The organism is Campylobacter helveticus (assembly GCF_002080395.1).
Taxonomy (GTDB): Bacteria; Campylobacterota; Campylobacteria; order Campylobacterales; family Campylobacteraceae; genus Campylobacter_D; species Campylobacter_D helveticus.
Map to the genome: position 1 here is coordinate 35,639 of NZ_CP020478.1, position 23,240 is coordinate 58,878.

Consider the following 23,240-nt stretch of genomic DNA (forward strand, 5'->3'; position numbering starts at 1 on the left):
TTAAGGGTATGGTTTGGAAAATTTATATGCTTTGATACTTGGCATTATCGAGGGTTTGACGGAATTTTTGCCCGTTTCTAGCACGGGACATATGATTTTGGGAACGACCATTTTAGGCATAGAAATGAACGAATTTTGGCGCTCTTTTCTTATCATCATTCAGCTTGGTTCTATTTTGGCGGTGCTTTTTGTCTTTTGGCGTAAGCTTTTGCAAAGTTTTACTTTATGGCTTAAGCTTGGCGTTGCCTTTTTTCCAACGGGCTTAATCGGGCTTTTTGTAGCAAAGCATTTAGAGCTTTTATTTAATGGCTATGTTGTGGTTTTTATGCTGATTTTAGGGGGCGTGGTTTTTATCGTTATCGAGCTTTGGCATAGGGAGAAAAATTATGCCATAAATTCGCTTGAAGAAGTGAGCTTTAAGCAGGCTTTTTGTATAGGCGTAGTGCAGTCTTTAGCGATGATTCCGGGAACTTCAAGAAGTGGGGCGAGTATCATCGGCGGGCTTTTGCTAGGACTTAACCGCAAAGTCGCGGCGGAATTTAGCTTTTTACTTGCTGTGCCAACTATGATAATCGCCACCGCTTATAGCATTTATAAAGAACCTAGCCTTTTGACTAACGCCTCTTCTTTTACCCCCCTTGCTATAGGCTTTGTGGTGGCTTTTGTGGTGGCTGTTTTTGTGATAAAATTTTTCTTAAAATTCATCGCTAAATTTGATTTTATCCCTTTTGGGATTTACCGCATTTTTTTGGGGCTTTTGTTTTTCTATCTTTATTCGAGTGGAATTTTAGATTCTGGGAGCGAGTTTGAACTTTAAACTTTCATTAAATTCAAAAAAAATTAAGCCCTTAAAAGCTACAATTTGCCTTAAAAATTAGAGGTTATAATGGAAAAAGAGCTAATAGCGTATAAAAATAATGGACTGATAATAGACACGCAAAGTGTGGAAAATCAGGATTTTGAAAAAGTTTATTTTGATAATTCTAAAGAAAGCTTAGAAGTCATCCGCCACTCTTGTGCGCATTTAATGGCACAAGCGATTAAGGCACTTTACCCTGAGGCGAAATTTTTCGTGGGTCCTGTGATAGAAGATGGCTTTTATTATGATTTTCGCGTGGAAACGAAGCTTGGTGAGGAAGATTTAGCCAAGATTGAGAAAAAAATGAAAGAATTTGCCGAGGCAAAGCTTACAATTCAAAAATACACTTTAAGCAAAAAAGAAGCTTTAGAAAAATTTAAAGATGATGATTTAAAACAAGAGGTTTTGGCAAAAATCCCAAGCGATGAGGTTAGCATTTACAAGCAAGGGGAATTTGAGGATTTGTGTCGCGGTCCTCACGCTCCAAATACGAAATTTCTACGCTTTTTTAAACTCACACGCATAGCAGGTGCTTATCTTGGTGGTGATGAAAAAAGAGAAATGCTAACACGCATTTACGGCACAGCTTTCGCAGATAAAGAAAGTTTGAAAGAATATTTGCACATCATCGAAGAGGCAAAAAAAAGAGACCACAGAAAGCTTGGAAATGAGCTTAAGCTTTTCACTTTTGACGAGCAAATCGGCGGAGGTTTGCCGATATGGCTGAGTAATGGAGCAAGGCTTCGCTCAAAATTGGAGCATTTGCTTTATAAAATTCATCGTTTGCGTGGTTATGAGCCTGTGAGGGGTCCTGAGCTTTTAAGAGCGGAGGCGTGGAAGATTAGCGGACATTACGCAAACTATAAAGAAAATATGTATTTTACGCAGATTGACGAGCAAGAATATGGCATAAAGCCGATGAACTGCGTCGGGCATATTAAAATTTATCAAAGCGAAATAAGAAGTTACCGCGATTTACCTTTGAAATTTTTTGAGTATGGAGTGGTGCATAGACACGAAAAAAGCGGCGTTTTGCATGGACTTTTTAGGGTAAGAGAATTTACGCAAGATGACGCACATATCTTTTGTATGCCAAGCCAGATTAAAGAGCAGGTGCTTGAAATTCTAGCCTTTGTGGATAATTTAATGAAGCTTTTTGACTTTAGCTATGAGATGGAAATTTCAACCAAGCCCGAAAAAGCCATAGGTGATGACAGCATTTGGGAAATGGCAACAAGAGCTTTAAAAGAGGCTTTAGACGAGCAGGGCTTAAAATATGGCATTGATGAGGGGGGTGGGGCTTTTTATGGTCCAAAGATTGACATTAAAATCACAGACGCCCTAAAGCGTAAATGGCAGTGCGGGACGATACAGGTGGATTTTAATTTGCCTGAGCGTTTTGAGCTAGAATATACTACAAGCAAGAACACTAAAGAACGCCCTGTGATGTTGCACCGTGCCATTTTAGGTTCATTTGAGCGTTTTATAGGAATTTTAACCGAGCATTGTGCGGGGGAATTTCCTTTTTTCATCGCACCGACTCAAGTGGGTATAGTGATTATTAATGAGACACATTTAGCTTATGCAAAGGGCATACAAAAAGCACTTTTAGAACTTGGTGTGGATAGTGAAATTTATGACAAAAACGAAAGCCTAAGTAAGAAAATCCGCAACGCTGAAAAGCAAAAGTTACCGATGATTTTGGTTTTAGGCGATGAGGAATTATCAAATAGGGCTGTGGCTTTAAGAGACAGAAGAGCTAAAGAGCAGAAAAATCTTAGCTTAGATGAATTTATCAATTTAATTAAGGAGAAAATGAATGAGGTTGCGTTTTGAGTAAAGAAAAAGAGGTGTTGCTCAACGAAGAAATAAGAGCGGACGAGCTTCGTTGTATAGGCGATGATGGTAAGGTTTATGGGATTATTGATAGTGATGAGGCTTTGGGTATTGCGAATCGCTTGGGACTTGATTTAGTTTTAATAGCCCCTGATGCCAAGCCCCCTGTGGCGAAGATTATGGACTATGGTAAATTCCGTTACCAGCAAGAAAAAAAGCAAAAAGAGGCGAAGAAAAAGCAAAAAGTTATTGATGTAAAGGAAATTAAGCTTTCCGTTAAAATCGCGCAAAATGATATAAACTATAAGGTCAAACACGCCTTAGAATTTTTAGAACAAGGCAAGCATGTCAAATTTCGTGTCTTTTTAAAAGGGCGTGAAATGTCAAATCCCGAAATTGCCGTAGCTTTGCTTGAAAAAATTTGGCAAAGCATTGAGGATAAGGCTAATCGTGATAAAGAGCCAAATTTTGAAGGGCGTTATGTCAATATGCTTGTGATGCCGAGAAAGGGTTAATTTAACCCTTATCTAACCCCTAAGCTTTTATCTATATCTTCATAAAAAGGATAAAAATGCAAAACCAAATTCACAAATTCTATTCTTTTGATTTTCCAAAAATAAAAACCGATTTTATTTTAAGTGTGGGCTCAATGTGTCGAGTGGCACATCATTTGAGAAGAAATCGTTTAAGGGAATTAGCCTGTCCTCTTGATTGGATGATTAATGATAAATTAGAAGTTGTGTATGATTTATTTCAAAGTGATTTCAAGGATTTCTTTCGCTCTTGCTCCATTACCAAGCAAGACCCTTTCGAAGTTAAAGACAATCATAATGATATGCTCGCCATACACTACTTTTTCCCTAATCAAGACTTAGAAATTCAAGCAAAAAGGGTTAATGGGCAAGCTATTCGTAGATGGAATACTATAAAAAACATCATCTTATCTTCCAAAAATGTGGTTTTTGTGCGTAGTGGAGATTTTGATTTAAAAACTGCAAGTAAATTTTTACAAAAAGTTGCGAAGCTGTTCAATAAAAACGGGGGGGGGGGGTATTACCTCATCAATGTTAGCCATAATGAAAAATTGCAAGAGGATGAAATGATAATGCAAACATTTGATTTGGGTGAGAATTTGACACTGATTCATTATAGTGTTTTTGAGAAAGAAGATGATTTTAGAGGAAACATATCTTTTTGGAATCAAATGTTAAAACAAAGCATTATAATGAAACGCAGTAAAATGCTTAAAAATGCCTATAATGAAATCAAAATTCGTTTCATTAGAAGCTGTAAAAGAAGAAAGGCATTTTTTACAAAAAAGATTGAAAGCGATCTTGATGCAACACAACTATAATCAAAAGGAGGCGATATGCACTTAGAAAAAAACCAAAATTTGGGGCTTTACCACCCTAAAAACGAACACGACGCTTGTGGAATTGCTGCTGTGGCGAACATACGCGGTATAGCCTCTTATAAAGTCATTTGCGATGCTTTAGAAATTTTGATGAATTTAGAGCATAGAGGGGGAGCGGGAGCAGAGGAAAATTCAGGCGATGGTGCTGGCATACTCATACAAATCCCTCACGATTTTTTTAAAACGCAAGATTTGGGCTTTAGTTTGCCTAAAAAGGGCGATTATGCTGTGGCACAAATGTTTTTATCTCCAAATTTTGATGCAAGAGAAGAGGCGAAAGCACTTTTTTTAGAAGGGCTTAAAGAGAAAAATTTGGAATTTTTAGGCTTTCGCGTAGTGCCTTTTAATCCAAGCGATTTAGGACAAAGTGCGTTAAAAGCTATGCCTTATTTCTTACAAGCTTTTGTGAAAAAGCCTACAAAAGTGGCAGCGGGACTTGAGTTTGAAAGAGTGCTTTATGCCGTGCGCCGCCACATTGAAAAAAAGGCGGTAGCCGTGCCGAAATTTTATTTTTCAAGCTTTTCTTCACGCACCATAGTTTATAAGGGTATGCTACTTTCTACCCAGCTAAGTGATTTTTACCTAGACTTTAAAGATGTCAATATGAAATCTGCTATAGCCTTAGTGCATTCAAGATTTTCTACTAATACTTTTCCAAGCTGGGAAAGAGCGCATCCCAATCGCTATATGGTGCATAATGGCGAGATTAATACCATTAACGGCAATGTGCATAGCATTAAGGCTAGAGAGGGCTTGATGCAAAGCGATTATTTTGAAAATTTAGAAGAGCTTTTTCCCATCATTGCTAAGCCTAGTAGCGATTCTGCGATGTTTGATAATACTTTGGAATTTCTTACTCTCAATGGTCGCTCTTTGGAGGAAGCCTTTATGATGATGGTGCCTGAGCCTTGGCATAGAAATGAAAATATGCCAAGCGCTAAAAGGGCATTTTATGAGTATCATTCTGTTTTAATGGAGCCTTGGGACGGACCTGCGGCTATCGTTTTTACTGATGGGGTGATTATGGGAGCGAGTTTAGATAGAAACGGCTTTCGTCCGTCAAGATATTATCTTACCAAAGATGATTTTTTAATCCTTTCAAGCGAAACGGGAGCGTTAAAAATCGATGAAAAAAATATCAAGGCTAAAAAGCGTTTAGAGCCGGGCAAACTCTTGCTTGTAGATACTGCTAGGGGGAGGCTCATCGCAGACAGCGAGATAAAAGAGCATTATGCTAATGCCAAGCCTTATAAAAAATGGCTTGAAAATTTGATTAAGCTTGAAAAGCAAGAGAGCAAAGCCTATAAACACGAGTTTTTAAAACAAGAGGAAATTTTGACCCTGCAAAAGGCTTTTGGCTGGAGCTATGATGAGCTAAAACTTAGCGTTTTGGCTATGGCAAATTCAGGTAAAGAAGCTTTGGCGGCTATGGGAGTGGATACGCCTTTAGCAGTTCTTTCACAGCAGTATCAGCCTTTATTTAATTATTTTAAGCAGCTTTTTGCTCAAGTTACCAACCCTCCCCTTGACGCTCTGCGTGAAGAAGTTGTTACTTCAACAAGAATTTATCTAGGACGCGAGGGAAATCTTTTAAAACCAAACGAAACCAACGCTAACAGGGTAAAAATCCAATTGCCTATCATTAGCAACGAAGAGCTTTTTAAAATTAAAAATTTAAAAAATTTCAAAGTAAAGGAATTTTCTATTGCTTATGACTTTAAGAAAAAAAGTCTTGAAGAGGCTTTAGAAGAGCTTTTTATAAAAGTTGAAGCAGAGATTAAAAAAGGCGTTTGTGTGGTGATTTTAAGCGATAGGAGTGTGAGTGAGAAAATGGCTTATATCCCGTCCTTACTTGCCGTTTCAGGGCTACATAATTACCTTGTAAGAAAGAGCTTAAGAACCCATGCTAGTATAGTGCTAGAAAGTGGTGAGCCTAGAGAAATTCATCATTTTGCTTGTCTTTTAGGGTATGGGGCTACGGTGATTAATCCTTACTTAGTTTATGAAAGCATTAAGGACTTGATAGAAAAAAAAGAACTAGGGCTTTCTTATGAAAAAGCTGTGCAAAATTTCATCAAGGCTAGTTCGGCAGGTATAGTTAAAATCGCTTCTAAAATGGGCGTTTCCACTCTACAAAGCTATAATGGCTCCGCTCTTTTTGAGTGCCTTGGCATAAGCTCATCAGTGGTGGAAAAATACTTTAGCTCCACGACCTCACGCATAGAAGGCATAGATTTAAGCGACATAGAAAAAGAAACGCTAAAGCTTCACGCTAAAGCCTTTAAAGATACAAGCAAGGCTTTAGACTCACTTGGAATTCACGGCTTTAGAAGCGAAAAAGAAGAGCATTTAATCGACCCTTTGGCTATTTTTCATCTAAGAGAAGCGTGTAAAAATAAAGACTATGAAAGCTTTAAAAAATACTCCACTATTCTCAATCAAAAGCAAATTCATCTACGCTCCTTAATGGAATTTGATTTTAGTGAGCCGATTAGCATTGATGAGGTTGAAAGCGTAGAAAGCATAGTTAAGCGCTTTCGCACGGGTGCTATGAGCTACGGCTCCATCTCAAAAGAAGCACACGAGTGTTTAGCCCAGGCGATGAATCAAATAGGCGCAAAGTCAAATTCGGGCGAGGGCGGAGAAGATGAAAGCCGCTATGAAAAAGAAAATTTAAGCAAAAATTCCGCTATCAAGCAAGTAGCAAGTGGGCGTTTTGGTGTGGATTTAAACTACCTCAACCACGCAAAAGAAATTCAAATCAAGGTCGCACAAGGTGCAAAACCGGGCGAGGGCGGACAGCTAATGGGCTTTAAGGTCTATCCTTGGATAGCTAAGGCTAGACACTCAACGCCGGGTGTTACCCTCATATCTCCCCCACCGCATCACGATATTTATTCTATCGAGGATTTAGCCCAGCTCATTTATGATTTAAAAAATGCCAACAAAGATGCAAAAATTTCAGTCAAGCTTGTGAGTGAAAATGGCATAGGCACGGTGGCTGCTGGCGTAGCTAAGGCAGGGGCGAACTTAATCCTCATTTCAGGCTATGGCGGCGGCACGGGAGCAAGTCCCCGCACCTCCATACCTCACGCGGGAATTCCTTGGGAAATGGGACTTGCTGAGACACATCAAACCTTAATCCTCAACGGCTTAAGAGACAGGGTAAAACTTGAAACGGATGGGAAGCTAATGAATGGGCGTGATTTAGCCATAGCTGCACTTTTGGGGGCAGAGGAATTTGGCTTTGCCACTGCACCTTTAATCGTAATGGGCTGCACAATGATGCGTGTTTGTCATCTTAATACCTGCCCTTTTGGCATAGCAACGCAAGATGTGGAACTTAGAAAGCGTTTTAATGGTAAGGTTGAAGAAGTGGTCAATTTTATGCATTTTGTCGCACAAGAATTAAGAGAATATATGGCAAGGCTGGGCTTTAAAAGCCTTGATGAGATGATAGGACGCGTGGATAAACTCCGCCAAAAAGAAGTGAGCGGCAAGGCAAATAAACTTAACTTAGATAATATCCTAAAAGCCCTGCCAACCTATAATAAAACCGCCGTGCATTTCAAAGAACATAAAGATAGTAAGCTTGAAAAGACGATTGATTATAGAATTTTACTTCCGCTTTGCAAAGATGCGGTGGCAAAAAACAAGCCTATAAAACTTAGCCTTGAAGTAGGAAATCAAAGCCGCACCTTTGCCACTATGCTCTCAAGTGAGCTTTTAAAAAGCTATGGTAAAGAAGCTTTAAAAGAAGACAGCATACAAATCACAGCAATAGGAAATGCAGGCAATAGCTTCGGGGCATTTTTGCTTAAGGGCATAAAGCTAGAAATCATCGGCGATAGCAATGACTACTTGGGCAAGGGTTTGAGTGGGGGTAAAATCATCGCTAAAACTTCAAGCGAGTCAAGCTTTAGCCCTGAGGAAAACATCATAGCAGGAAATGCCTGTCTTTATGGTGCGACGGAGGGGGAAGTGTATTTAGACGGCATAGCGGGGGAGCGTTTTTGCGTAAGAAATTCTGGCGCTAAAGCTGTGGTTTTAGGCACAGGAGTGCATGGCTGTGAGTATATGACAGGGGGTTGTGTGGTAGTGCTTGGCGATGTGGGGGCAAATTTTGCTGCGGGGATGAGTGGGGGCGTAGCCTATATCCTAGGACGACATAACGAAGCAAATGTTAATAAAGAGCTAGTAGATATCAAAGAGCTTAACGCAAAGGATGAAAAAGAACTTAAAATGATGATACAAAGGCACATTGACTATACGGATTCGAAAAAAGCAAAAGGGATAATGGCTCAGTTTGATAGGAAAGATTTTTTTAAGATTATGCCTCGTGATTATGAAAAAATGCTTAAAATGCTAGAACTTTGTAAAAATGAAAAAGAGCCTGAGTTGGCTGCGTTTAGGAAATTGAGACAATAAAACAAAACCAAAAAAGATATTTTATTAATAAATGCTTTGATGCAACAAGATGTTATAAAATATCTTGAATTTTATCCCTTTATCCTAAAAAACACCATAAGGCAACTTCTACTCTTTAGGGTTAAGCTTTTTTTAGGTTTTGAATCAAAGGTTTTTCTAAATTCATTAGCAATAGCAGTGGGACGGCATTGCCTATTTGAGCGTAAGCTGCTCCGTTATCTCTGTAAAAGATAAAATCATCAGGAAAACTTTGAATTCTTGCACACTCTCTTACGCTTAATCTTCTATGCAAATTTGGATGAGGGTGGATTGCGACACCACATCGTGATGGGTGGGATATGGATTGAAATAAAGCTGACAAAACAATAGTGTTTTTTGGCAAAGATATATAAAAAACAGAGTTCATTACTTAAGGGGGGGGGTATTTATGTTTAATGGGAAGTTGTAAGAAATTATCATTTTCTCACTTCAAAACTTTGAAAAATGCAACTATTTTTTAATCACATAAATCATACCCACAAAGCTCACTATCACAACTACCGCGATAAAAATAAGCTGGATAATGTCTAAAGCATTCATATGCCTCCCTCCCTTTCTTTAAGCTGTCCACAAGCGGCTGAGATGTCAAGCCCTTTGCTTTCTCTTATCGTGCAAGTTACGCCCTTTGAGCTAAGTAAGTCTTGAAATTTGACGGCGTTTTCAAGGCTTGGGCGTTGATAAATGCTTCCTTGATGGGGATTGAAAAGTATTAAATTGACCTTAGCTTTAATGCCATTTAAAAGTCTCACTAATTCCTTGGCGTGTTCGATTTTATCATTTATGCCGTCAATTAAAAGATATTCAAACATCACTCTTTTACGCATATCTATGGGAAATTCTCGCACGGCTTGTATTACTGAGGCGATATTGTAAGCCTTATTGATGGGCATTAATTGCGTTCTTAGCTCATCATTAACCGCGTGTAAGGAAATGGCAAGTAAAACGCCCAAATTCATTTCTCCAAGCTCTTTGATTTGTTTAGCCAAGCCACTTGTGCTAATGGTTTGTCGGCGTGGGCTTATGGCTAGAGTGTCGTTATGGCTTAAGATTTGCACGGCTTTAGCGACATTTTTAAGATTGTCTAAAGGCTCACCCATACCCATATAGACGATATTTACGCGGCGTTCGTAAGGAATTTTATGCTGTTTTTTTATCCATAAAATTTGTCCTACAATTTCTCCCGCACTCAAATTTCTTTTTAGTCCGCCTTTAGCCGTGAGGCAGAAACTACACCCACTTCTACACCCTACTTGAGAAGATACGCAAATAGTAAATTTGGCGTGTGCAAGTCTTTTGCCCTCCGCGTCAAATTTTTCTTCCTTCATCGGTAAAAGCACGGACTCCACTCTTAAGCCATCGAGAAGTTCAAAAAGGTATTTTATGCTGCTATCTTTACTTTGCTCTTGTTTGATGCATTTTAAGGGACTAAAATGATAAATTTTGCTTAATTTTTCACGCAAATCTTTCGGTAAATTTGACATTTGTGAGAAATCATCGGCATATCTTTGGTAAATCCATTGGCAAATTTGTTTCACACGAAACAATGGCTGAATTTCTTTTGAAAGTTCTTCTGGTAAAAAATCTAAAATATTTGTCATTTCTTCTAATTTTTCCTTTAAATTAAAGCTTTTTTTCTTAGTGTTTCTTCTAATTTTTCTTTAGCATTTTGATGATTTTTTAAAAAATTTTCGTGTGCAAAGGCATCGCAAAAATTTGTGGCACATAAAATGCAACTTGCTTCTATTTTCATATTTTCAGCTACACTTAACACAGAAAAAGCTTCCATATTTTCTACATCAAGTCCTAAATTTGCTAGTTTTAGGGCTGCATTTTTGTCCGTGCAAATGTAATTAGAAGAATTAATTTTATAAGCACTTTTTTTAAGACAAATTTCTGTTTTTGCTGGACTATAAAAGTGATTTAATTTAGAAAATTCGATGTTAAAAGCGTGAGAGCTTTCATAAATTCCTAAAATTTCTCCATTTTTATAAAGCCCACAAGTTCCAATAAATATGAGTTTTTTTGGTCGAAATTCTAAGCAAATTTTTGTTAAATTCATCGCACTTTCAATTAATCCTATGCCTATGGGTTTAGCAAAAGGAAAAAGTTCATTTCCACCCGCACAAACTATCATTTTTTCTCCTAAAATTCACAATAATTTTAGCCAAAAAGGCTTAAAGTTAAGAATTTTTAGTTAAAATCGCTTTTTATGATTAGAGCGAAAAAACAATATGGACAAAATTTCTTAAAAGATAAAGGGATTTTGACACAAATCACTCAAGCCATACCCAAAGATGTGAAGAAAATCGTTGAAATTGGGCCTGGCTTAGGTGATTTAACGCAAGAGCTTATGAAAATTTCTCCTGTTAAAGCTTATGAAATAGACGCTGAGCTTGTAGATTTTTTAGGGCGAAAATTTCAAAAGGAATTAAAAGAAAAAAGAATTGTTTTGCTTCATCAAGATGCGAGTGAAATTTCTTGTTTTGATGATGAGAAGTATTTTTTGGTTGCAAATTTACCTTATTATGTTGCTAGTAAGCTGATTTTGCAGGCTTTGGAAGATGAAAATTGCCAAGGTTTAATTGTAATGGTGCAAAAAGAAATGGCTTTGAAATTTTGCGCTAAGAGTGGAGATAGCGATTTTAGTGCACTTGGAGTTTTAAGTGCGATGATTTGCGAGAGAGAAATTCTTTTTGATGTGAGTCCTTTGTGTTTTAATCCTCCTCCAAAGGTTGTTTCATCGGTAATGAGACTGATGAAGCAAAGAGAATTTGGTCAAGTATGTGAGCTTGAAAGTTTTAAGAAATTCCTTAGAATTTGTTTTAAAGCTCCGCGGAAACGACTTTTGAGCAATTTGAAAGCTGATAAAAAATTGCTTTTGAGGCTTTTTGAGGATTTAAAGCTTGAGGAAAATGTGCGCCCTCACGAACTTTGCGTTGATTCATACCTTAAAATTTATGAAAACTTAAAGGATTATTTATGAACGAAAACGAACAAAATGTAGAGAATCCCAACGCAAATTCTAAAAATAATAAGCGTTACAAACACAAAAATCGTCGAAAAAAACTTGCAGATTCTTTAGATACAGAAGGTGTAAAAAATAATGAAAATGCAAATTCAACAAAGCCTAACGAAGTAAAAAAGAAGAAAAAAAATCGTAATCTTCCCTCTAAACTCACAGGAAATGAGGACTGGCAAATCGCCCTTGCTGAGTGCATAGAGGCAAATCGCGTTTCACATGAAACAAGACTTCATCCCCTTAAGTATAATAATTCTAGTGAGCATAAAATTCGTATTACTCCGCTGGGGGGGCTTGGTGAGATAGGTGGAAATATTAGCGTTTTTGAGACAAATACAGACGCTATTATTGTTGATATTGGTATGAGTTTTCCAGATGGGACAATGCACGGAGTGGATATTATAATTCCAGATTTTGATTATGTGCGTAAGATTAAAGATAAGATAAGGGGTATTGTTATCACTCACGCTCACGAGGACCACATTGGTGCTGTGCCGTATTTTTTCAAAGAATTTCAGTTCCCTATCTATGCAACACCTTTGGCTTTGGGTATGATTTCAAACAAATTTGAAGAACACGGCTTAAAAGCAGAAAGAAAATGGTTTCGCCCTGTGGAAAAACGCAAAGTTTATGAAATTGGTGAATTTGAAGTGGAGTGGATTCATATAACCCACTCTATCATCGATGCTTCTGCTTTGGCGATTAAAACAAAGGCTGGGACTATCATACATACGGGAGATTTTAAGATAGACCAAACGCCTATTGATGGTTATCCTACGGATTTAAGTCGTTTGGCGTATTATGGTGAAGAGGGCGTGATGTGCCTTTTGAGTGATAGCACAAATTCTTATAAAGAGGGCTACACCAAAAGCGAAAGCTCTGTGGGTCCTACTTTTGACCAAATTTTTTCTAAAACAAAAGGCAGGGTGATTATGAGTACCTTTAGCTCTAATATCCACCGCGTTTATCAAGCCATCACTTATGGGCTTAAATACGGAAGAAAGGTTTGTGTCATCGGGCGTTCTATGGAGCGTAATCTTTACACTACTATGGAGCTGGGTTATATAAAGCTTGATAGAAAAATTTTCATTGACGCTGATGAGGTTAGCAAATATAAAGATAATGAGGTTTTAATCGTTACCACAGGAAGTCAAGGTGAAACGATGAGCGCACTTTATAGAATGGCAACGGATGAGCATAAATTTATTAAGATTAAGCCGACAGACCAGATTATCATTTCTGCTAAAGCTATCCCTGGTAACGAAGCTAGCGTTTCGGCGGTGCTTGATTATCTTTTAAAAGCGGGAGCGAAAGTGGCTTACCAAGAATTTAGTGAAATTCATGTGAGTGGGCATGCGAGTATGGAAGAGCAAAAGCTTATGCTAAGCCTCATTAAGCCTAAATTTTTCTTGCCTGTGCATGGAGAGTATAATCACATCACTAAACATAAAGAAACGGCTATGAAATGTGGTATCCCTGAAAGAAATATTTATTTAATGAGTGATGGAGACCAAGTCGAAGTGTGCCAAAAATACATCAAACGCATTAAGACTGTGAAAACGGGTAAAGTTTTTGTGGATAATCAAATCAATAAGCAAATTGCTGATGATGTTGTTATCGACCGCCAAAAACTTGCAGATAGTGGCATAGTTGTTATTATTGCTCAACTTGATAAGGCGACCAAAACTCTCGTAAATAAGCCAAGAGTTTTTAGCTATGGACTTGTTGCAGATAAGCACGACCAAGCTTTTTCTAGAGAAATGGCAGATGTCTTAAGTGTCTTTTTTACCAATGCTAAAGATGAATGGCTCAATGACCCAAGATTTTTAGAAAATCAAATCCGTCAAGTTTTAAGAAAGCATATTTTTAGAAAGATTAAAAAATATCCAACAATAGTTCCAACGCTTTTTGTGATGTAGAGAGCATAAATCGCTTAGATTTTGGTGAATTTGACTAAAATCTAAGCTATATTGAAAGGATAAAAATGCAAAATCAAATCAATCATTTTCACATTTTCAAATTTCCCAAAATAAAGACCGATTTTATCCTAAGTGTAGGGTCGCATTGTAGAGTGGCACATCATTTAAGGAAAAATCATCTAAGGAATTTAGCCTCTCCTTTGGATTGGATGATTAATGATAAATTAGAAGTCGTTTTTGAATTATTTCAAAGTGATTTTAGAGACTTTTTTCTCTCTTGTTTTATTGTTGATGAAAAAAGAAAGCCTATGGAGGTTAAAGATAGGCTTAATGGTATGATTTCACTTCACCATTTTTTCTCAAATGAAGAGCTAGAAATTCAAGCTCAAAGAATAAATAAGCAAACAAGAAAACGCTGGATACCTATCAAAGATAAAATTCTCTCTTCTAAAAATGTCGTTTTTGTGCGTAGTGGAGATTTTGATTTAAAAGAAGCAAGTGAATTTTTGCAAAAAATTGCAAAATTATTTGATAAAAATGGGGGGGGGGGTTACACCCTCATCAATGTCAGTCATAATGAAAAGCTAAAAGAAGATGAAATGATAATGCAAGAATTTGACTTGGGAAATCATCTAGCCTTAATCCATTATAGTATATGTGAAAAGGAGGGTGATTATAGAGGAAATATCCCTTTTTGGACAACTATGATGCAAAAGAGCATTATGATGCCACACGGATTAAAGTTTAAAAACGCTTTGGGGGATTTTAAAATTCGTTTCATTAGAAGTTGTAAGAGAAGAAAGGCGTTTTTTACGAAGAAAATAAAGGTCGATATTAACGAGACGCATTAGGCTACCTACTGGCAGCCCTCGCACTCTATACTTCTATCTGCGACATTTACTTTTTCGCTATCCGGACTTTCACTTCTTAGATAGTAAGTTGATTTTACTCCTAGCTCCCAAGCAAGTTGGTAAATTTCATTAAGATAACCACCACTTGCTTTATCAAGCGATAAAAAGATGTTTAGGCTTTGCCCTTGGTCAATCCACTTACCTCTTATAGCTGCAGCTTTGACGAGAATTTTTTGGTCAAGTTCGTAAGCTGGTGTGTAGTATTGCCAAGTCTCTAAGTTAAGATTTGGCACGACAACAGGTATCATACCGCTTAAATTTTGTTCGAACCATTTGCGCTTATAAACAGGTTCTATGGTTTGAGTTGTGCCTACAAGTATGGATATGCTTGAGGTTGGCGCTATAGCCATTAAATAGCCATTTCTCATACCATCTTTTTTGACTTTCTCACGCAACTTATCCCAATCACAAGAATTTTGTGCGAATAGTCCATCTCTTAAAGTTAAGGCTTTAGCTTTTTCGTTCGCCATATCAATAGGGAAAATTCCTTGACTCCATTTTGAGCCTTCAAAATCGCAATATTTACCCTTTTCAATCGCCAAATTTGAACTTGCCAAAATGGCCTCATAGCTAAGATTTTCCATAATTTCGTCAATTTTACTAAAATGTTCTTCACTACCCCAAAAAATTTGATTTTCCGCTAACATTTGTGCTTCACCCATTACTCCAAGTCCTATGGAGCGGGATTTTAAATTTGTGTTTTTGACTTTAATGTGTGGATAAAAATTTAAATCAATCACATTGTCAAGCATACGGATAGCTGTTGGCACGACCCTAGCTAAATCCTCTTTAGTATGCACTTTGCTAAGATTAATGCTAGCAAGGTTACAAACAGCTGTTTTGCCGTCGTTCTTAAATTTCTCTACAATAAAAACTTTTTTACCATTAATGCTATCTAGGGTTGAAATTTTCTTTGCGGGTTTTTCATAGCCCCCATCGATTATTATTTTTTCCTCTTCATCATAATGCACTTCTTCGCCATTTTCAAAAATAACTTTGATTTGATAATAGTTTGGCTCGGTATTTTGAAAGATTTCCGTGCAGAGATTTGAGCTTCTTATGATGCCCGTGTGGGAATTTGGATTAGCTTTGTTGGCATTGTCCTTAAAGCATAGAAATGGCAATCCTGTCTCAAAATAATTAAGCAAAATTTTCTTCCAAAGCTCTTTCGCATCGACAATTTCTTTAACAATGCTTTCATCTTTTTCGTATGCTTCATATCTTTTTTCAAATTCTTCGCCATATAAATCGCATAAATCGGGAGTATCAGCAGGGTCAAAAAGTGTCCATTTATCGTTTGCTTTAATCCTTTTCATAAAAATATCATTAATCCAAAGTGCAGGGAAAAGTTCGTGTGCTCTGCGTCTTTCTTCGCCTGAATTTTTACGCAAGTCAATAAAATCGTTAATGTCCATATGCCAAGGCTCTATATAAACAGCAATAGCCCCTTTTCTAGTGCCTAGTTGGTCAACAGCCACAGCGATGTCGTTGGTGATTTTAAGAAAGGGGATAATGCCCCCCGCGGCGTTTTTATGTCCGTCTATGCTCCCACCCATAGCTCTTACCTTACTCCAGTCCCAGCCTATACCGCCCCCAAATTTAGAAAGTAAAGCCATTTCTTGATAAGAGTCGAAAATTCCCTCGATATTATCCGCAGTGCTTCCTATGTAGCAAGAACTTAGTTGATGACGCGTAGTTCTAGCATTTGAAAGGGTTGGGGTAGCTAACATCATTTCAAATTTAGAGATTAAATCATAAAATTTCTTCGCCCATTCTTGAGGATTAAATTCATTTTGTGCTAAAAACATCGCAATAGCCATAAACATTTGTTGAGGCAATTCTATGGGTTCAGCTTTAGAATTTTTAATCAAATATCTATCGTAAAGCGTTTTGATTCCAAGATAAGTAAATTGCAAGTCTCTCTCGGGTTTAATGTAGGCATTTAAATCGTCTAAATCGTATTTTTCTTTCAAGCCTAGTAAAATTCTACCCTCTTTTTCACCCCTTTCAAAGTATTCTCGTAAGTGATTGTAGCGATTCATTCCATTGACTTTCTTGTATAAATCAAATAAAAATAACCTTGCCGCCACAAAGGTCCAGTTGGGGCAATCGATGTCAATTTTATCTACTGCAGTTTTAATTAAGGTTTTTTGAATTTCTTCTGTCGTAATGCCGTCTCTAAATTGAATTTTTGCATCAAGCTCAAGCTCACTTAAGCTAACCCCCTCCAAATTCTTTACGGCATCCATCGTGCATTTTTTAATTTTAGATACATCAAGCTCTTCTGTGCGACCGTTTCTTTTTATCACTTTCATCTATTTACCTTTTTATTTAAATACTCTATTAAAAATCGAATCAACATTTTTTGTATAATAGTTATAATCAAAGCATTTGCGAATATCCTCTTCGCTTAGTTTCGCTCTTAAATCTTCATCGTGAAGCAAGGCGGTCAAAAATAAACTTTCGTTTTTTTCGTTTAGGGCAGATTTGCCCTCTTGCAAGTCTTTCCATACTTTCATCGCATTTCTTTGAACGATTTTATAAGCATCCTCGCGGCTTAGTCCTTTAAAAGGAAGTTCTAAAAGCACCCTCCCTGAGAAAACAAGCCCACCTGTAAGATTTAAATTTTTCATCATATTTTGTGGATAAACCAAGAGTTTATCAATTAAATTTGTAAGACGCATTAGCATAAAATCAGCCGTAATAAAAGCATCTGGCAAAATAAATCTTTCCACGCTTGAATGGCTAATATCCCTTTCGTGCCAAAGGGCGACATTTTCAAGGGCTGGAGTTACAAAAGAGCGAAGCACCCTACAAAGCCCTGTGATGTTTTCACTCAATACAGGATTTCTTTTATGCGGCATAGCAGAGCTTCCTTTTTGTCCCTCGCTAAAATATTCCTCCGCTTCATAAACTTCGGTGCGTTGAAAATGTCTTATCGCAACGGCGATTTGTTCGCACGATGAAGCAAGGATGGCTAGAGCAGAAATTACTTGTGCATAGCGGTCTCTTTGTATGATTTGGTTTGAAACTGGTGCAACTTTTAAGCCTAAATTTTTACAAATTTCCTCTTCAAATTCTAGTGGAGCGTGGGCGAAATTTCCCATAGCTCCGCTGATTTTCCCATAGCTTATTACTTCTTTAGCGTGAAGGATAAGTTCTTTAGCGTGTAAAATTTCATCATACCAAATGGCTACCACAAGTCCAAAAGTGATAGGTTCACCGTGAATTCCGTGGCTTCTTCCAACCATTAAAGTATCTTTATGCTCATACGCTCTTTTTTTCAAAGCGTTTAATAAAAGCTCAATGTCTTCTAAAATAAGCTCTAAACTTTCTTTTATCTGTAAAGCCACTGCCGTATCGATACAATCAGAGCTTGTCATCGCATAATGCACGAAGCGACTTTCTTCGCCCAAGCTTTCGCTTACGCTTGTAAGAAAAGCTATGACATCGTGCTTAGTTGTCTTTTCTATCTCATCGATTCTAGCGATATCAAATTTGGCATTTTTTTGAATTTTTTCATTATCTTCATCGCTGATAAGCCCTAGTTTGTTCCAAGCTTTAGCTGCGGCTAACTCCACTTTAAGCCAAGCGTCATATTTTGCTTTTAAGTCCCATTTTTTAGCCATAACTTCTCTACTGTATCTTTCAACCATTACCCATAAACCTTTTTTGTTATAATTTTAAAAAATTGAAATAATAGCAAAGCAATTATTAAAAAAGGGTTAGAAAATGCCTTATAAAAAAATTAAATTGGAAAATCCTTCAAGCAGTGGAAAAAGTGGAAAAAAGGCATTTTTGTTTCTAATGCAGAGTTTAAAAATTCCCATAAATGAGGCTCAAAAACTTATCGATAAAAAAAGACTTTTTTGCAATGGAAATTTAGTTGAAAGAAAAAATGAAATTTTGCAAGGTTTGGTTGAGTTAATTGTATATGAAAACGCTCCAAAAGGTGTAAAAATAGTTTTTGAAAATGATGAATTTGCGGTGCTTGAAAAGCCAAGTGGAGTTTTGTGTCATCCAAATGGAAGAAATTGCGAATATAGTTTATGCGATGAAATTTGGGAGCTTTGGGGAAATTGTGCTTGTGTGGCACATAGGCTTGACAAAGAAACGAGCGGATTGATTTTGGTCGCTAAAAATAAAAATTTACAGGTAGAATTTAAAACGATGTTTGAAAAAAGATTGATTGAAAAAGAATATTTGGCCTTAGTGCAAGGCTGTGTTAAGGAAAAATTTGAAGTTAATTTACCGATGTGTTTGACTCAAAATTATGATGATATAAAAACTAGGATGCAAATTTCTTCAAGTGGTAAAAAGGCTTTAAGTTTTTTTCAAAGATTGCAATTTTATCCCAAATTTGATGCAAGTTTGGTTCTTTGCAAACCTTTTACCGGTAGGCAACACCAGCTTCGTTTGCATTTGTTTCATACAGGACACAAAATTTTAGGCGAACCGCTTTACGGTTTAGAGAAAGAACAAATTGAACAAATTTTAGATGGGAAGTTAAGTGAAGAAGAAAGGGTAAAGCTTACGGGTGCAAAAAGATTAATGCTGCATTCTCAACGACTCCATTTTTTTTATAAGGAAAAAGAATTTGACATTAGCTCAAATGAGGAATTCTTAAGAGAATTTATCTAATTATAAAATTCTATTTTTATCCTTTTAAAAAGGAAAAAAATAGCAAAAAATTATAAATTTGCTTGACTTTTGAAAAGCGATTTTACTATACTCTCGTTTTTATTTTGGTTAGTTAAAACTAACGAGTTCTTTAACAAAGGAAAATTTATGGAAAGAATAAGGCTTAAGCTCAAGGCTTATGACCATCGAGTACTAGACAGAACAGTTGCAGCCATAGTAGAAGCTGTTAAAAGAACGGGTGCGGATATAAGAGGTCCAGTACCTATGCCTACCAAAATCAAACGCTATACGGTATTAAAATCTCCACATATTAATAAAGATTCTCGTGAGCAGTTTGAAATAAGAATTCACGCGCGTATGCTTGATATAGTCGCAGCGACTCCAGATACGGTTGATTCTTTAACTAAGCTTGATTTAGCGCCAGAAGTGAGCGTTGAAGTTAGGGCTATGGGAAAGTAAAAGGATAGAGTATGGAATATATCGTAGAAAAAATAGGAATGAGTAGAACCGTAAGCAATCCAAGTATCGCTGTAACTTTACTTAGGGTGGTGAGTGCTAAGGTTTGTGAAGTCCAAGATGGCAAAGCTTTGGTGGCTTATTCTAAAGGTAAAGCAAGTAATAAATGTGTTGCCGGAATGCAGAAAAAATACAATTTGTCAGCAGAATTTAATAAATTTGCAACTTTAAAAGTGGCGAATGTAGAGGCTGGGGATTTAGATGAAAGCCCATTAAATGAAGCGAAAATTTTAAAAGTAAGTTTTAATTCTAAGGGTCGTGGCTATAGCGGTGTTATGAAAAGACATAACTTTGGCGGAGGTCCTGCAAGTCACGGAAGTAGATTCCACAGAAGACACGGCTCTATTGGTAATAGAGAGTGGCCAGGTCGTGTGCAACCGGGCATGAAAATGGCCGGACATTATGGAAATTCAAAAGTTACCGTTAAAAACGAGCTTGTATCTTACGATGCGGAAAATAAAATTTTGGTGTTAAAAGGTGCGGTGCCGGGCTTTAACGGTGCTATGGGTAGAATAAGGATTGCAAAATGAGTAAGGCAGTTGTTTTAAACGAGAAATTCGAGAAGTCAGGTGAATTTGAACTTCCCGCAAAATATGCAGAGGTAAATCCACATAATCTTTACTTATATGTGAAATCTTATCTTGCAAGTTTAAGAGCCAATACCGCTCACACTAAAGGCAGAAGTGATGTAAGTGGTGGAGGTAAGAAGCCTTGGAGACAAAAGGGTCGCGGTGGAGCAAGAGCAGGTTCAACAAGAACGAATGTTTGGGTTGGTGGTGCAGTTGCTTTTGGACCTAAAAATGAAAAAAATTATTTTCAAAAAGTCAATAAAAAGCAGAAGAGATTGGCGCTTGAAAGAGCTTTGGCTGATAAGGCGATTAAGAATTCCCTTTTTGTAACAGATTCTTTGAGTATAGAAAGTGGTAAGACTAAAGATGCAAATGCAGTTATTAAAAAGCTTGGTGTGAAAGATGCGCTTATTGTTAAAGATTTACTAGATGAAAAAACGCTTCTTGCATATAGAAATTTAGCAAATTGCTATGTTGTGGATATTACAGAAGTCAATGCTTATTTAGTATCTGTGTTTAATGCTGTGATTATAGAAAAATCAGCGTTAGAATCAATTACGAAAGAGGGATGATTATGGCAGATATTACAGATATAAAAACTATACTTTATACAGAGAAAAGCTTAAATTTGCAGGAGCTTGGTGTGGTTGTTATCCAAACTTCTCCTAAAATGACAAAAACGGGCTTAAAGTCAGTATTAAAAGAATATTTCGGCGTAACGCCTCAAAGCATCAATTCGTTGAAAATAAATGGAAAAGTGAAGCGTTTTAGAGGTCGTTTAGGACAAAGAAATGATTATAAAAAATTCTATGTAAAGCTACCTGAGGGTGTTAGCTTGGAAAATGCGGAGGCTTAAGATGGCGATTAAAACTTATAAACCTTATACTCCAAGTAGGAGATATATGACAGGTGTAAGCTCAGAAGATATCACAGCAAAACCTAGTGTGCGTTCCTTGCTCATTAAGCTTCCAGCACACGCCGGACGCAATAGCTATGGACGCATTACAAGTCGCCATAAGGAAGCTGGTGCGAAAAAGCTTTATAGGATTATCGATTTTAAGCGTCGTAAATTTGGTATTGAGGGTAAGGTTGAGGCGATAGAATATGACCCTTATAGAAATTGCCGTATTGCTTTAATTTCTTATAGAGATGGCGAGAAAAGATACATTTTGCAAGCTAGAGGTTTGAAGGTTGGCGATGTGGTAATGGCGGCTGAAAGCGGACTTGATATTAAGCCGGGTAATGCTATGAAGCTTAAAAATATCCCAGTAGGAACTATCGTTCATAATATCGAGTTAAAGCCGGGTAAAGGCGGTCAAATGATTCGCTCTGCTGGTGCTTATGCACAACTTATGGGTAAAGAAGAAAAATATGTTATCTTAAGGCTTGCTAGTGGCGAAATGAGACAGGTTTTAGCTGAATGTATGGCAAGTATCGGCGAGGTTGGTAATGAAGAATGGGCAAATGTTACCATAGGCAAGGCAGGAAGAAATCGCCACAGAGGAATTCGCCCACAAACAAGAGGTTCAGCGATGAACCCAGTAGATCACCCACATGGCGGTGGTGAGGGTAAGAAAAATTCAGGTCGCCATCCTGTAACTCCGTGGGGCAAACCAACTAAAGGTGCGAAGACTCGTCGCAAAAAAGCTAGTGATAAATTAATTATTTCAAGAAGAAAAGGAAAATAAGATGGCTCGTTCACTCAAAAAGGGTCCTTTTGTAGATGACCATGTAATGAAAAAAGTCATCGCAGCAAAAAAGACTAATGATAATAAACCTATCAAAACTTGGTCGCGTAGAAGCACTATTATCCCAGATATGATAGGGCTAACTTTTAATGTTCATAATGGCAAGGTTTTTATTCCTGTTTATATTACGGAAAACCACATAGGATATAAACTTGGCGAATTTGCGCCAACACGCACTTTTAAAGGCCATAAAGGCTCTGTGCAAAAGAAAATCGGCAAGTAAGGGGAGCAAATGAGTAAAGCATTGATTAAATTCATTAGATTATCTCCTATTAAGGCGAGGTTGATTGCGAGAGAAGTGCAGGGTATGAACGCTGAACTTGCTATGGCGAGTTTGAAATTTATGCCAAATAAGGGTGCGAAATACATTGCCAATGCTATTTCAAGTGCTGTGGCAAATGGTGGCTTTGAGGCTAATGAAGTTGTGGTAAAAAGCTGTCGTGTTGATGCTGGTGCGGTTCTTAAAAGATTTCGTCCGCGTGCTAGAGGAAGTGCAAGTCGTATTAGAAAGCCTACTTCTCATATTATGGTTGAGGTGGCGAAGCTTGAGGTAAAGAGCGAAGAAAAAAAAGCTCCAGCTAAAGTAGCAAAAAAAACTACAAGCACTAAAAAAGCAACAGCAAAAAAGGAAAGCTAAATGGGACAAAAAGTAAATCCAATTGGTCTAAGACTGGGAATTAATAGAAATTGGGAGTCAAGATGGTTTCCAACTAAAGCAAATTTAGTGGAAAATATCGGTGAGGACTATAAAATTAGGGCTTTTTTAAAAAGAAAACTTTACTATGCGGGAATTTCTCAAATTTTAGTAGAAAGAACTACCAAAAAGCTTCGTGTTACTGTAGTAGCTGCAAGACCTGGCATTATTATCGGTAAAAAGGGAAGTGATGTTGATATTTTGAAGAAAGAATTGCAGGATTTAATTGGAAAAGATGTCAATATTAACATTAAGGAAGAAAGAAAGGCTGGGTCTTCTGCACAACTTGCTGCTGAAAGTGTTGCAACTCAACTTGAAAAAAGGATTGCTTTTAGAAGAGCGATGAAAAAAGTTATTCAAGGTGCACAAAAAGCTGGAGCAAAAGGAATTAAGGTTTCTGTTTCTGGTCGTTTGGGTGGGGCTGAAATGGCGAGAACAGAATGGTATCTTGAGGGTCGTGTTCCACTTCATACTTTAAGAGCTAAGATTGATTATGGTTTTGCAGAAGCAAGAACGACTTATGGAAATATAGGCGTTAAGGTATGGATTTTTAAGGGTGAAGTTCTACAAAAAGGTTTTCAAGCAGAAAAGAGCGAAGAAAATGCACCTACAAAAAAACCAAGACGCACAAGAAGGGGTAAATAACT

At 37.3% G+C, this 23,240-nt stretch carries 22 protein-coding genes; 17 read left to right on the forward strand and 5 right to left on the reverse strand.

Translation table 11 applies throughout. The features are described from left to right. Nucleotides 1–13: 13 nt before the first annotated feature. The 5 genes from CHELV3228_RS00130 to gltB all read left to right on the forward strand — a co-directional run bounded on the left by CHELV3228_RS00130 (nt 14) and on the right by gltB (nt 8,537). Nucleotides 14–817: an undecaprenyl-diphosphate phosphatase gene (locus CHELV3228_RS00130; protein ID WP_082198980.1), complete on the forward strand. Its 804-nt coding sequence runs from the start codon at nt 14–16 to the stop codon at nt 815–817. Between the two features lie 69 nt (nt 818–886). Further along, the gene (gene thrS, locus CHELV3228_RS00135) at nt 887–2,695 is read left to right on the forward strand and encodes a threonine--tRNA ligase (protein WP_082198981.1); all 1,809 of its coding nucleotides are present in this window, start codon (nt 887–889) and stop codon (nt 2,693–2,695) included. Beyond that, nucleotides 2,692–3,210: a translation initiation factor IF-3 gene (infC, locus tag CHELV3228_RS00140; protein WP_082198982.1), complete on the forward strand. Its 519-nt coding sequence runs from the start codon at nt 2,692–2,694 to the stop codon at nt 3,208–3,210. The genes thrS and infC overlap by 4 nt, the downstream gene beginning before the upstream one ends. Nucleotides 3,211–3,266: 56 nt before the next feature. Continuing rightward, complete coding sequence (locus tag CHELV3228_RS10180) at nt 3,267–4,049, forward strand: DUF1796 family putative cysteine peptidase (RefSeq protein ID WP_167562775.1); 783 nt, start codon at nt 3,267–3,269, stop codon at nt 4,047–4,049. Between the two features lie 15 nt (nt 4,050–4,064). Beyond that, nucleotides 4,065–8,537, forward strand: coding sequence for a glutamate synthase large subunit (gene gltB / locus CHELV3228_RS00155; RefSeq protein ID WP_082198984.1), 4,473 nt, complete (start codon nt 4,065–4,067; stop codon nt 8,535–8,537). A gap of 121 nt (nt 8,538–8,658) precedes the next feature. Here the strand turns inward: gltB and CHELV3228_RS00160 are convergent, their stop codons facing one another. The 3 genes from CHELV3228_RS00160 to CHELV3228_RS00170 form a co-directional block, all read right to left on the reverse strand. Beyond that, the gene (locus CHELV3228_RS00160; RefSeq protein WP_371819586.1) at nt 8,659–8,898 is read right to left on the reverse strand and encodes a DNA cytosine methyltransferase; all 240 of its coding nucleotides are present in this window, start codon (nt 8,896–8,898) and stop codon (nt 8,659–8,661) included. A gap of 214 nt (nt 8,899–9,112) precedes the next feature. After that, nucleotides 9,113–10,174: a dual-specificity RNA methyltransferase RlmN gene (rlmN, locus tag CHELV3228_RS00165; protein ID WP_082198985.1), complete on the reverse strand. Its 1,062-nt coding sequence runs from the start codon at nt 10,172–10,174 to the stop codon at nt 9,113–9,115. A 17-nt stretch (nt 10,175–10,191) separates the two neighbouring features. Next, the gene (locus CHELV3228_RS00170) at nt 10,192–10,710 is read right to left on the reverse strand and encodes a phosphorylase family protein (RefSeq protein WP_082198986.1); all 519 of its coding nucleotides are present in this window, start codon (nt 10,708–10,710) and stop codon (nt 10,192–10,194) included. Between the two features lie 75 nt (nt 10,711–10,785). Between CHELV3228_RS00170 and rsmA the strand changes: the two genes are divergently transcribed. From rsmA to CHELV3228_RS00185, 3 genes are all read left to right on the forward strand, one after another. Continuing rightward, on the forward strand, nt 10,786–11,559 hold the full coding sequence (gene rsmA, locus CHELV3228_RS00175; protein WP_082198987.1) for a 16S rRNA (adenine(1518)-N(6)/adenine(1519)-N(6))-dimethyltransferase RsmA: 774 nt from the start codon (nt 10,786–10,788) through the stop codon (nt 11,557–11,559). After that, nucleotides 11,556–13,514: a ribonuclease J gene (locus CHELV3228_RS00180; RefSeq protein WP_082198988.1), complete on the forward strand. Its 1,959-nt coding sequence runs from the start codon at nt 11,556–11,558 to the stop codon at nt 13,512–13,514. The genes rsmA and CHELV3228_RS00180 overlap by 4 nt, the downstream gene beginning before the upstream one ends. Nucleotides 13,515–13,579: 65 nt before the next feature. Next, the gene (locus tag CHELV3228_RS00185) at nt 13,580–14,365 is read left to right on the forward strand and encodes a DUF1796 family putative cysteine peptidase (protein ID WP_167562776.1); all 786 of its coding nucleotides are present in this window, start codon (nt 13,580–13,582) and stop codon (nt 14,363–14,365) included. A gap of 5 nt (nt 14,366–14,370) precedes the next feature. On the opposite strand, the gene CHELV3228_RS00195 is transcribed toward CHELV3228_RS00185, so the two are convergent. Both CHELV3228_RS00195 and purB read right to left on the reverse strand, forming a co-directional pair. After that, nucleotides 14,371–16,740, reverse strand: a complete 2,370-nt coding sequence (locus tag CHELV3228_RS00195) for a ribonucleoside-diphosphate reductase subunit alpha (protein WP_082198990.1) — start codon at nt 16,738–16,740, stop codon at nt 14,371–14,373. Between the two features lie 12 nt (nt 16,741–16,752). Beyond that, nucleotides 16,753–18,081 (reverse strand): adenylosuccinate lyase, encoded by a 1,329-nt coding sequence (purB, locus tag CHELV3228_RS00200; protein ID WP_082198991.1) that lies wholly within the window; start codon nt 18,079–18,081, stop codon nt 16,753–16,755. Between the two features lie 76 nt (nt 18,082–18,157). On the opposite strand from purB, the gene CHELV3228_RS00205 reads away from it, so the two are divergent. From CHELV3228_RS00205 to rpsC, 9 genes are all read left to right on the forward strand, one after another. Then, the gene (locus CHELV3228_RS00205; protein WP_082198992.1) at nt 18,158–19,066 is read left to right on the forward strand and encodes an RluA family pseudouridine synthase; all 909 of its coding nucleotides are present in this window, start codon (nt 18,158–18,160) and stop codon (nt 19,064–19,066) included. A 147-nt stretch (nt 19,067–19,213) separates the two neighbouring features. Next, nucleotides 19,214–19,525: a 30S ribosomal protein S10 gene (gene rpsJ, locus CHELV3228_RS00210; protein ID WP_004275690.1), complete on the forward strand. Its 312-nt coding sequence runs from the start codon at nt 19,214–19,216 to the stop codon at nt 19,523–19,525. 11 nt (nt 19,526–19,536) lie between these two features. Beyond that, on the forward strand, nt 19,537–20,112 hold the full coding sequence (rplC, locus tag CHELV3228_RS00215; RefSeq protein ID WP_082198993.1) for a 50S ribosomal protein L3: 576 nt from the start codon (nt 19,537–19,539) through the stop codon (nt 20,110–20,112). Then, nucleotides 20,109–20,723, forward strand: coding sequence for a 50S ribosomal protein L4 (gene rplD / locus CHELV3228_RS00220; protein ID WP_082198994.1), 615 nt, complete (start codon nt 20,109–20,111; stop codon nt 20,721–20,723). The genes rplC and rplD overlap by 4 nt, the downstream gene beginning before the upstream one ends. 2 nt (nt 20,724–20,725) lie before the next feature. Next, nucleotides 20,726–21,007: a 50S ribosomal protein L23 gene (locus CHELV3228_RS00225; RefSeq protein WP_082198995.1), complete on the forward strand. Its 282-nt coding sequence runs from the start codon at nt 20,726–20,728 to the stop codon at nt 21,005–21,007. Nucleotide 21,008: 1 nt separating this feature from the next. After that, nucleotides 21,009–21,839, forward strand: a complete 831-nt coding sequence (gene rplB / locus CHELV3228_RS00230; RefSeq protein ID WP_082198996.1) for a 50S ribosomal protein L2 — start codon at nt 21,009–21,011, stop codon at nt 21,837–21,839. A 1-nt stretch (nt 21,840) separates the two neighbouring features. After that, nucleotides 21,841–22,122: a 30S ribosomal protein S19 gene (rpsS, locus tag CHELV3228_RS00235; RefSeq protein ID WP_004275685.1), complete on the forward strand. Its 282-nt coding sequence runs from the start codon at nt 21,841–21,843 to the stop codon at nt 22,120–22,122. 9 nt (nt 22,123–22,131) lie between these two features. Beyond that, complete coding sequence (rplV, locus tag CHELV3228_RS00240) at nt 22,132–22,536, forward strand: 50S ribosomal protein L22 (RefSeq protein ID WP_082198997.1); 405 nt, start codon at nt 22,132–22,134, stop codon at nt 22,534–22,536. Next, a complete protein-coding gene (rpsC, locus tag CHELV3228_RS00245) occupies nt 22,537–23,238 on the forward strand; it encodes a 30S ribosomal protein S3 (protein WP_082198998.1) in 702 nt (233 codons plus the stop codon). Nucleotides 23,239–23,240 lie beyond the last annotated feature (2 nt).

What these genes read in the sequence shown, in the direction of transcription:
- rplD (WP_082198994.1), top strand. Translation starts at nt 20,109, where the DNA reads ATGAGTAAGGCAGTTGTTTTAAACGAGAAATTCGAGAAGTCAGGTGAA.
- gltB (WP_082198984.1), top strand. Translation starts at nt 4,065, where the DNA reads ATGCACTTAGAAAAAAACCAAAATTTGGGGCTTTACCACCCTAAAAAC.
- CHELV3228_RS00170 (WP_082198986.1), bottom strand. Translation starts at nt 10,710, where the DNA reads ATGATAGTTTGTGCGGGTGGAAATGAACTTTTTCCTTTTGCTAAACCC.
- CHELV3228_RS00185 (WP_167562776.1), top strand. Translation starts at nt 13,580, where the DNA reads ATGCAAAATCAAATCAATCATTTTCACATTTTCAAATTTCCCAAAATA.
- rpsC (WP_082198998.1), top strand. Translation starts at nt 22,537, where the DNA reads ATGGGACAAAAAGTAAATCCAATTGGTCTAAGACTGGGAATTAATAGA.
- rplV (WP_082198997.1), top strand. Translation starts at nt 22,132, where the DNA reads ATGAGTAAAGCATTGATTAAATTCATTAGATTATCTCCTATTAAGGCG.
- CHELV3228_RS10180 (WP_167562775.1), top strand. Translation starts at nt 3,267, where the DNA reads ATGCAAAACCAAATTCACAAATTCTATTCTTTTGATTTTCCAAAAATA.
- rlmN (WP_082198985.1), bottom strand. Translation starts at nt 10,174, where the DNA reads ATGACAAATATTTTAGATTTTTTACCAGAAGAACTTTCAAAAGAAATT.
- rsmA (WP_082198987.1), top strand. Translation starts at nt 10,786, where the DNA reads ATGATTAGAGCGAAAAAACAATATGGACAAAATTTCTTAAAAGATAAA.
- CHELV3228_RS00180 (WP_082198988.1), top strand. Translation starts at nt 11,556, where the DNA reads ATGAACGAAAACGAACAAAATGTAGAGAATCCCAACGCAAATTCTAAA.
- rpsJ (WP_004275690.1), top strand. Translation starts at nt 19,214, where the DNA reads ATGGAAAGAATAAGGCTTAAGCTCAAGGCTTATGACCATCGAGTACTA.
- rplB (WP_082198996.1), top strand. Translation starts at nt 21,009, where the DNA reads ATGGCGATTAAAACTTATAAACCTTATACTCCAAGTAGGAGATATATG.
- CHELV3228_RS00205 (WP_082198992.1), top strand. Translation starts at nt 18,158, where the DNA reads ATGCCTTATAAAAAAATTAAATTGGAAAATCCTTCAAGCAGTGGAAAA.
- rplC (WP_082198993.1), top strand. Translation starts at nt 19,537, where the DNA reads ATGGAATATATCGTAGAAAAAATAGGAATGAGTAGAACCGTAAGCAAT.
- CHELV3228_RS00195 (WP_082198990.1), bottom strand. Translation starts at nt 16,740, where the DNA reads ATGAAAGTGATAAAAAGAAACGGTCGCACAGAAGAGCTTGATGTATCT.
- rpsS (WP_004275685.1), top strand. Translation starts at nt 21,841, where the DNA reads ATGGCTCGTTCACTCAAAAAGGGTCCTTTTGTAGATGACCATGTAATG.
- thrS (WP_082198981.1), top strand. Translation starts at nt 887, where the DNA reads ATGGAAAAAGAGCTAATAGCGTATAAAAATAATGGACTGATAATAGAC.
- CHELV3228_RS00225 (WP_082198995.1), top strand. Translation starts at nt 20,726, where the DNA reads ATGGCAGATATTACAGATATAAAAACTATACTTTATACAGAGAAAAGC.
- purB (WP_082198991.1), bottom strand. Translation starts at nt 18,081, where the DNA reads ATGGTTGAAAGATACAGTAGAGAAGTTATGGCTAAAAAATGGGACTTA.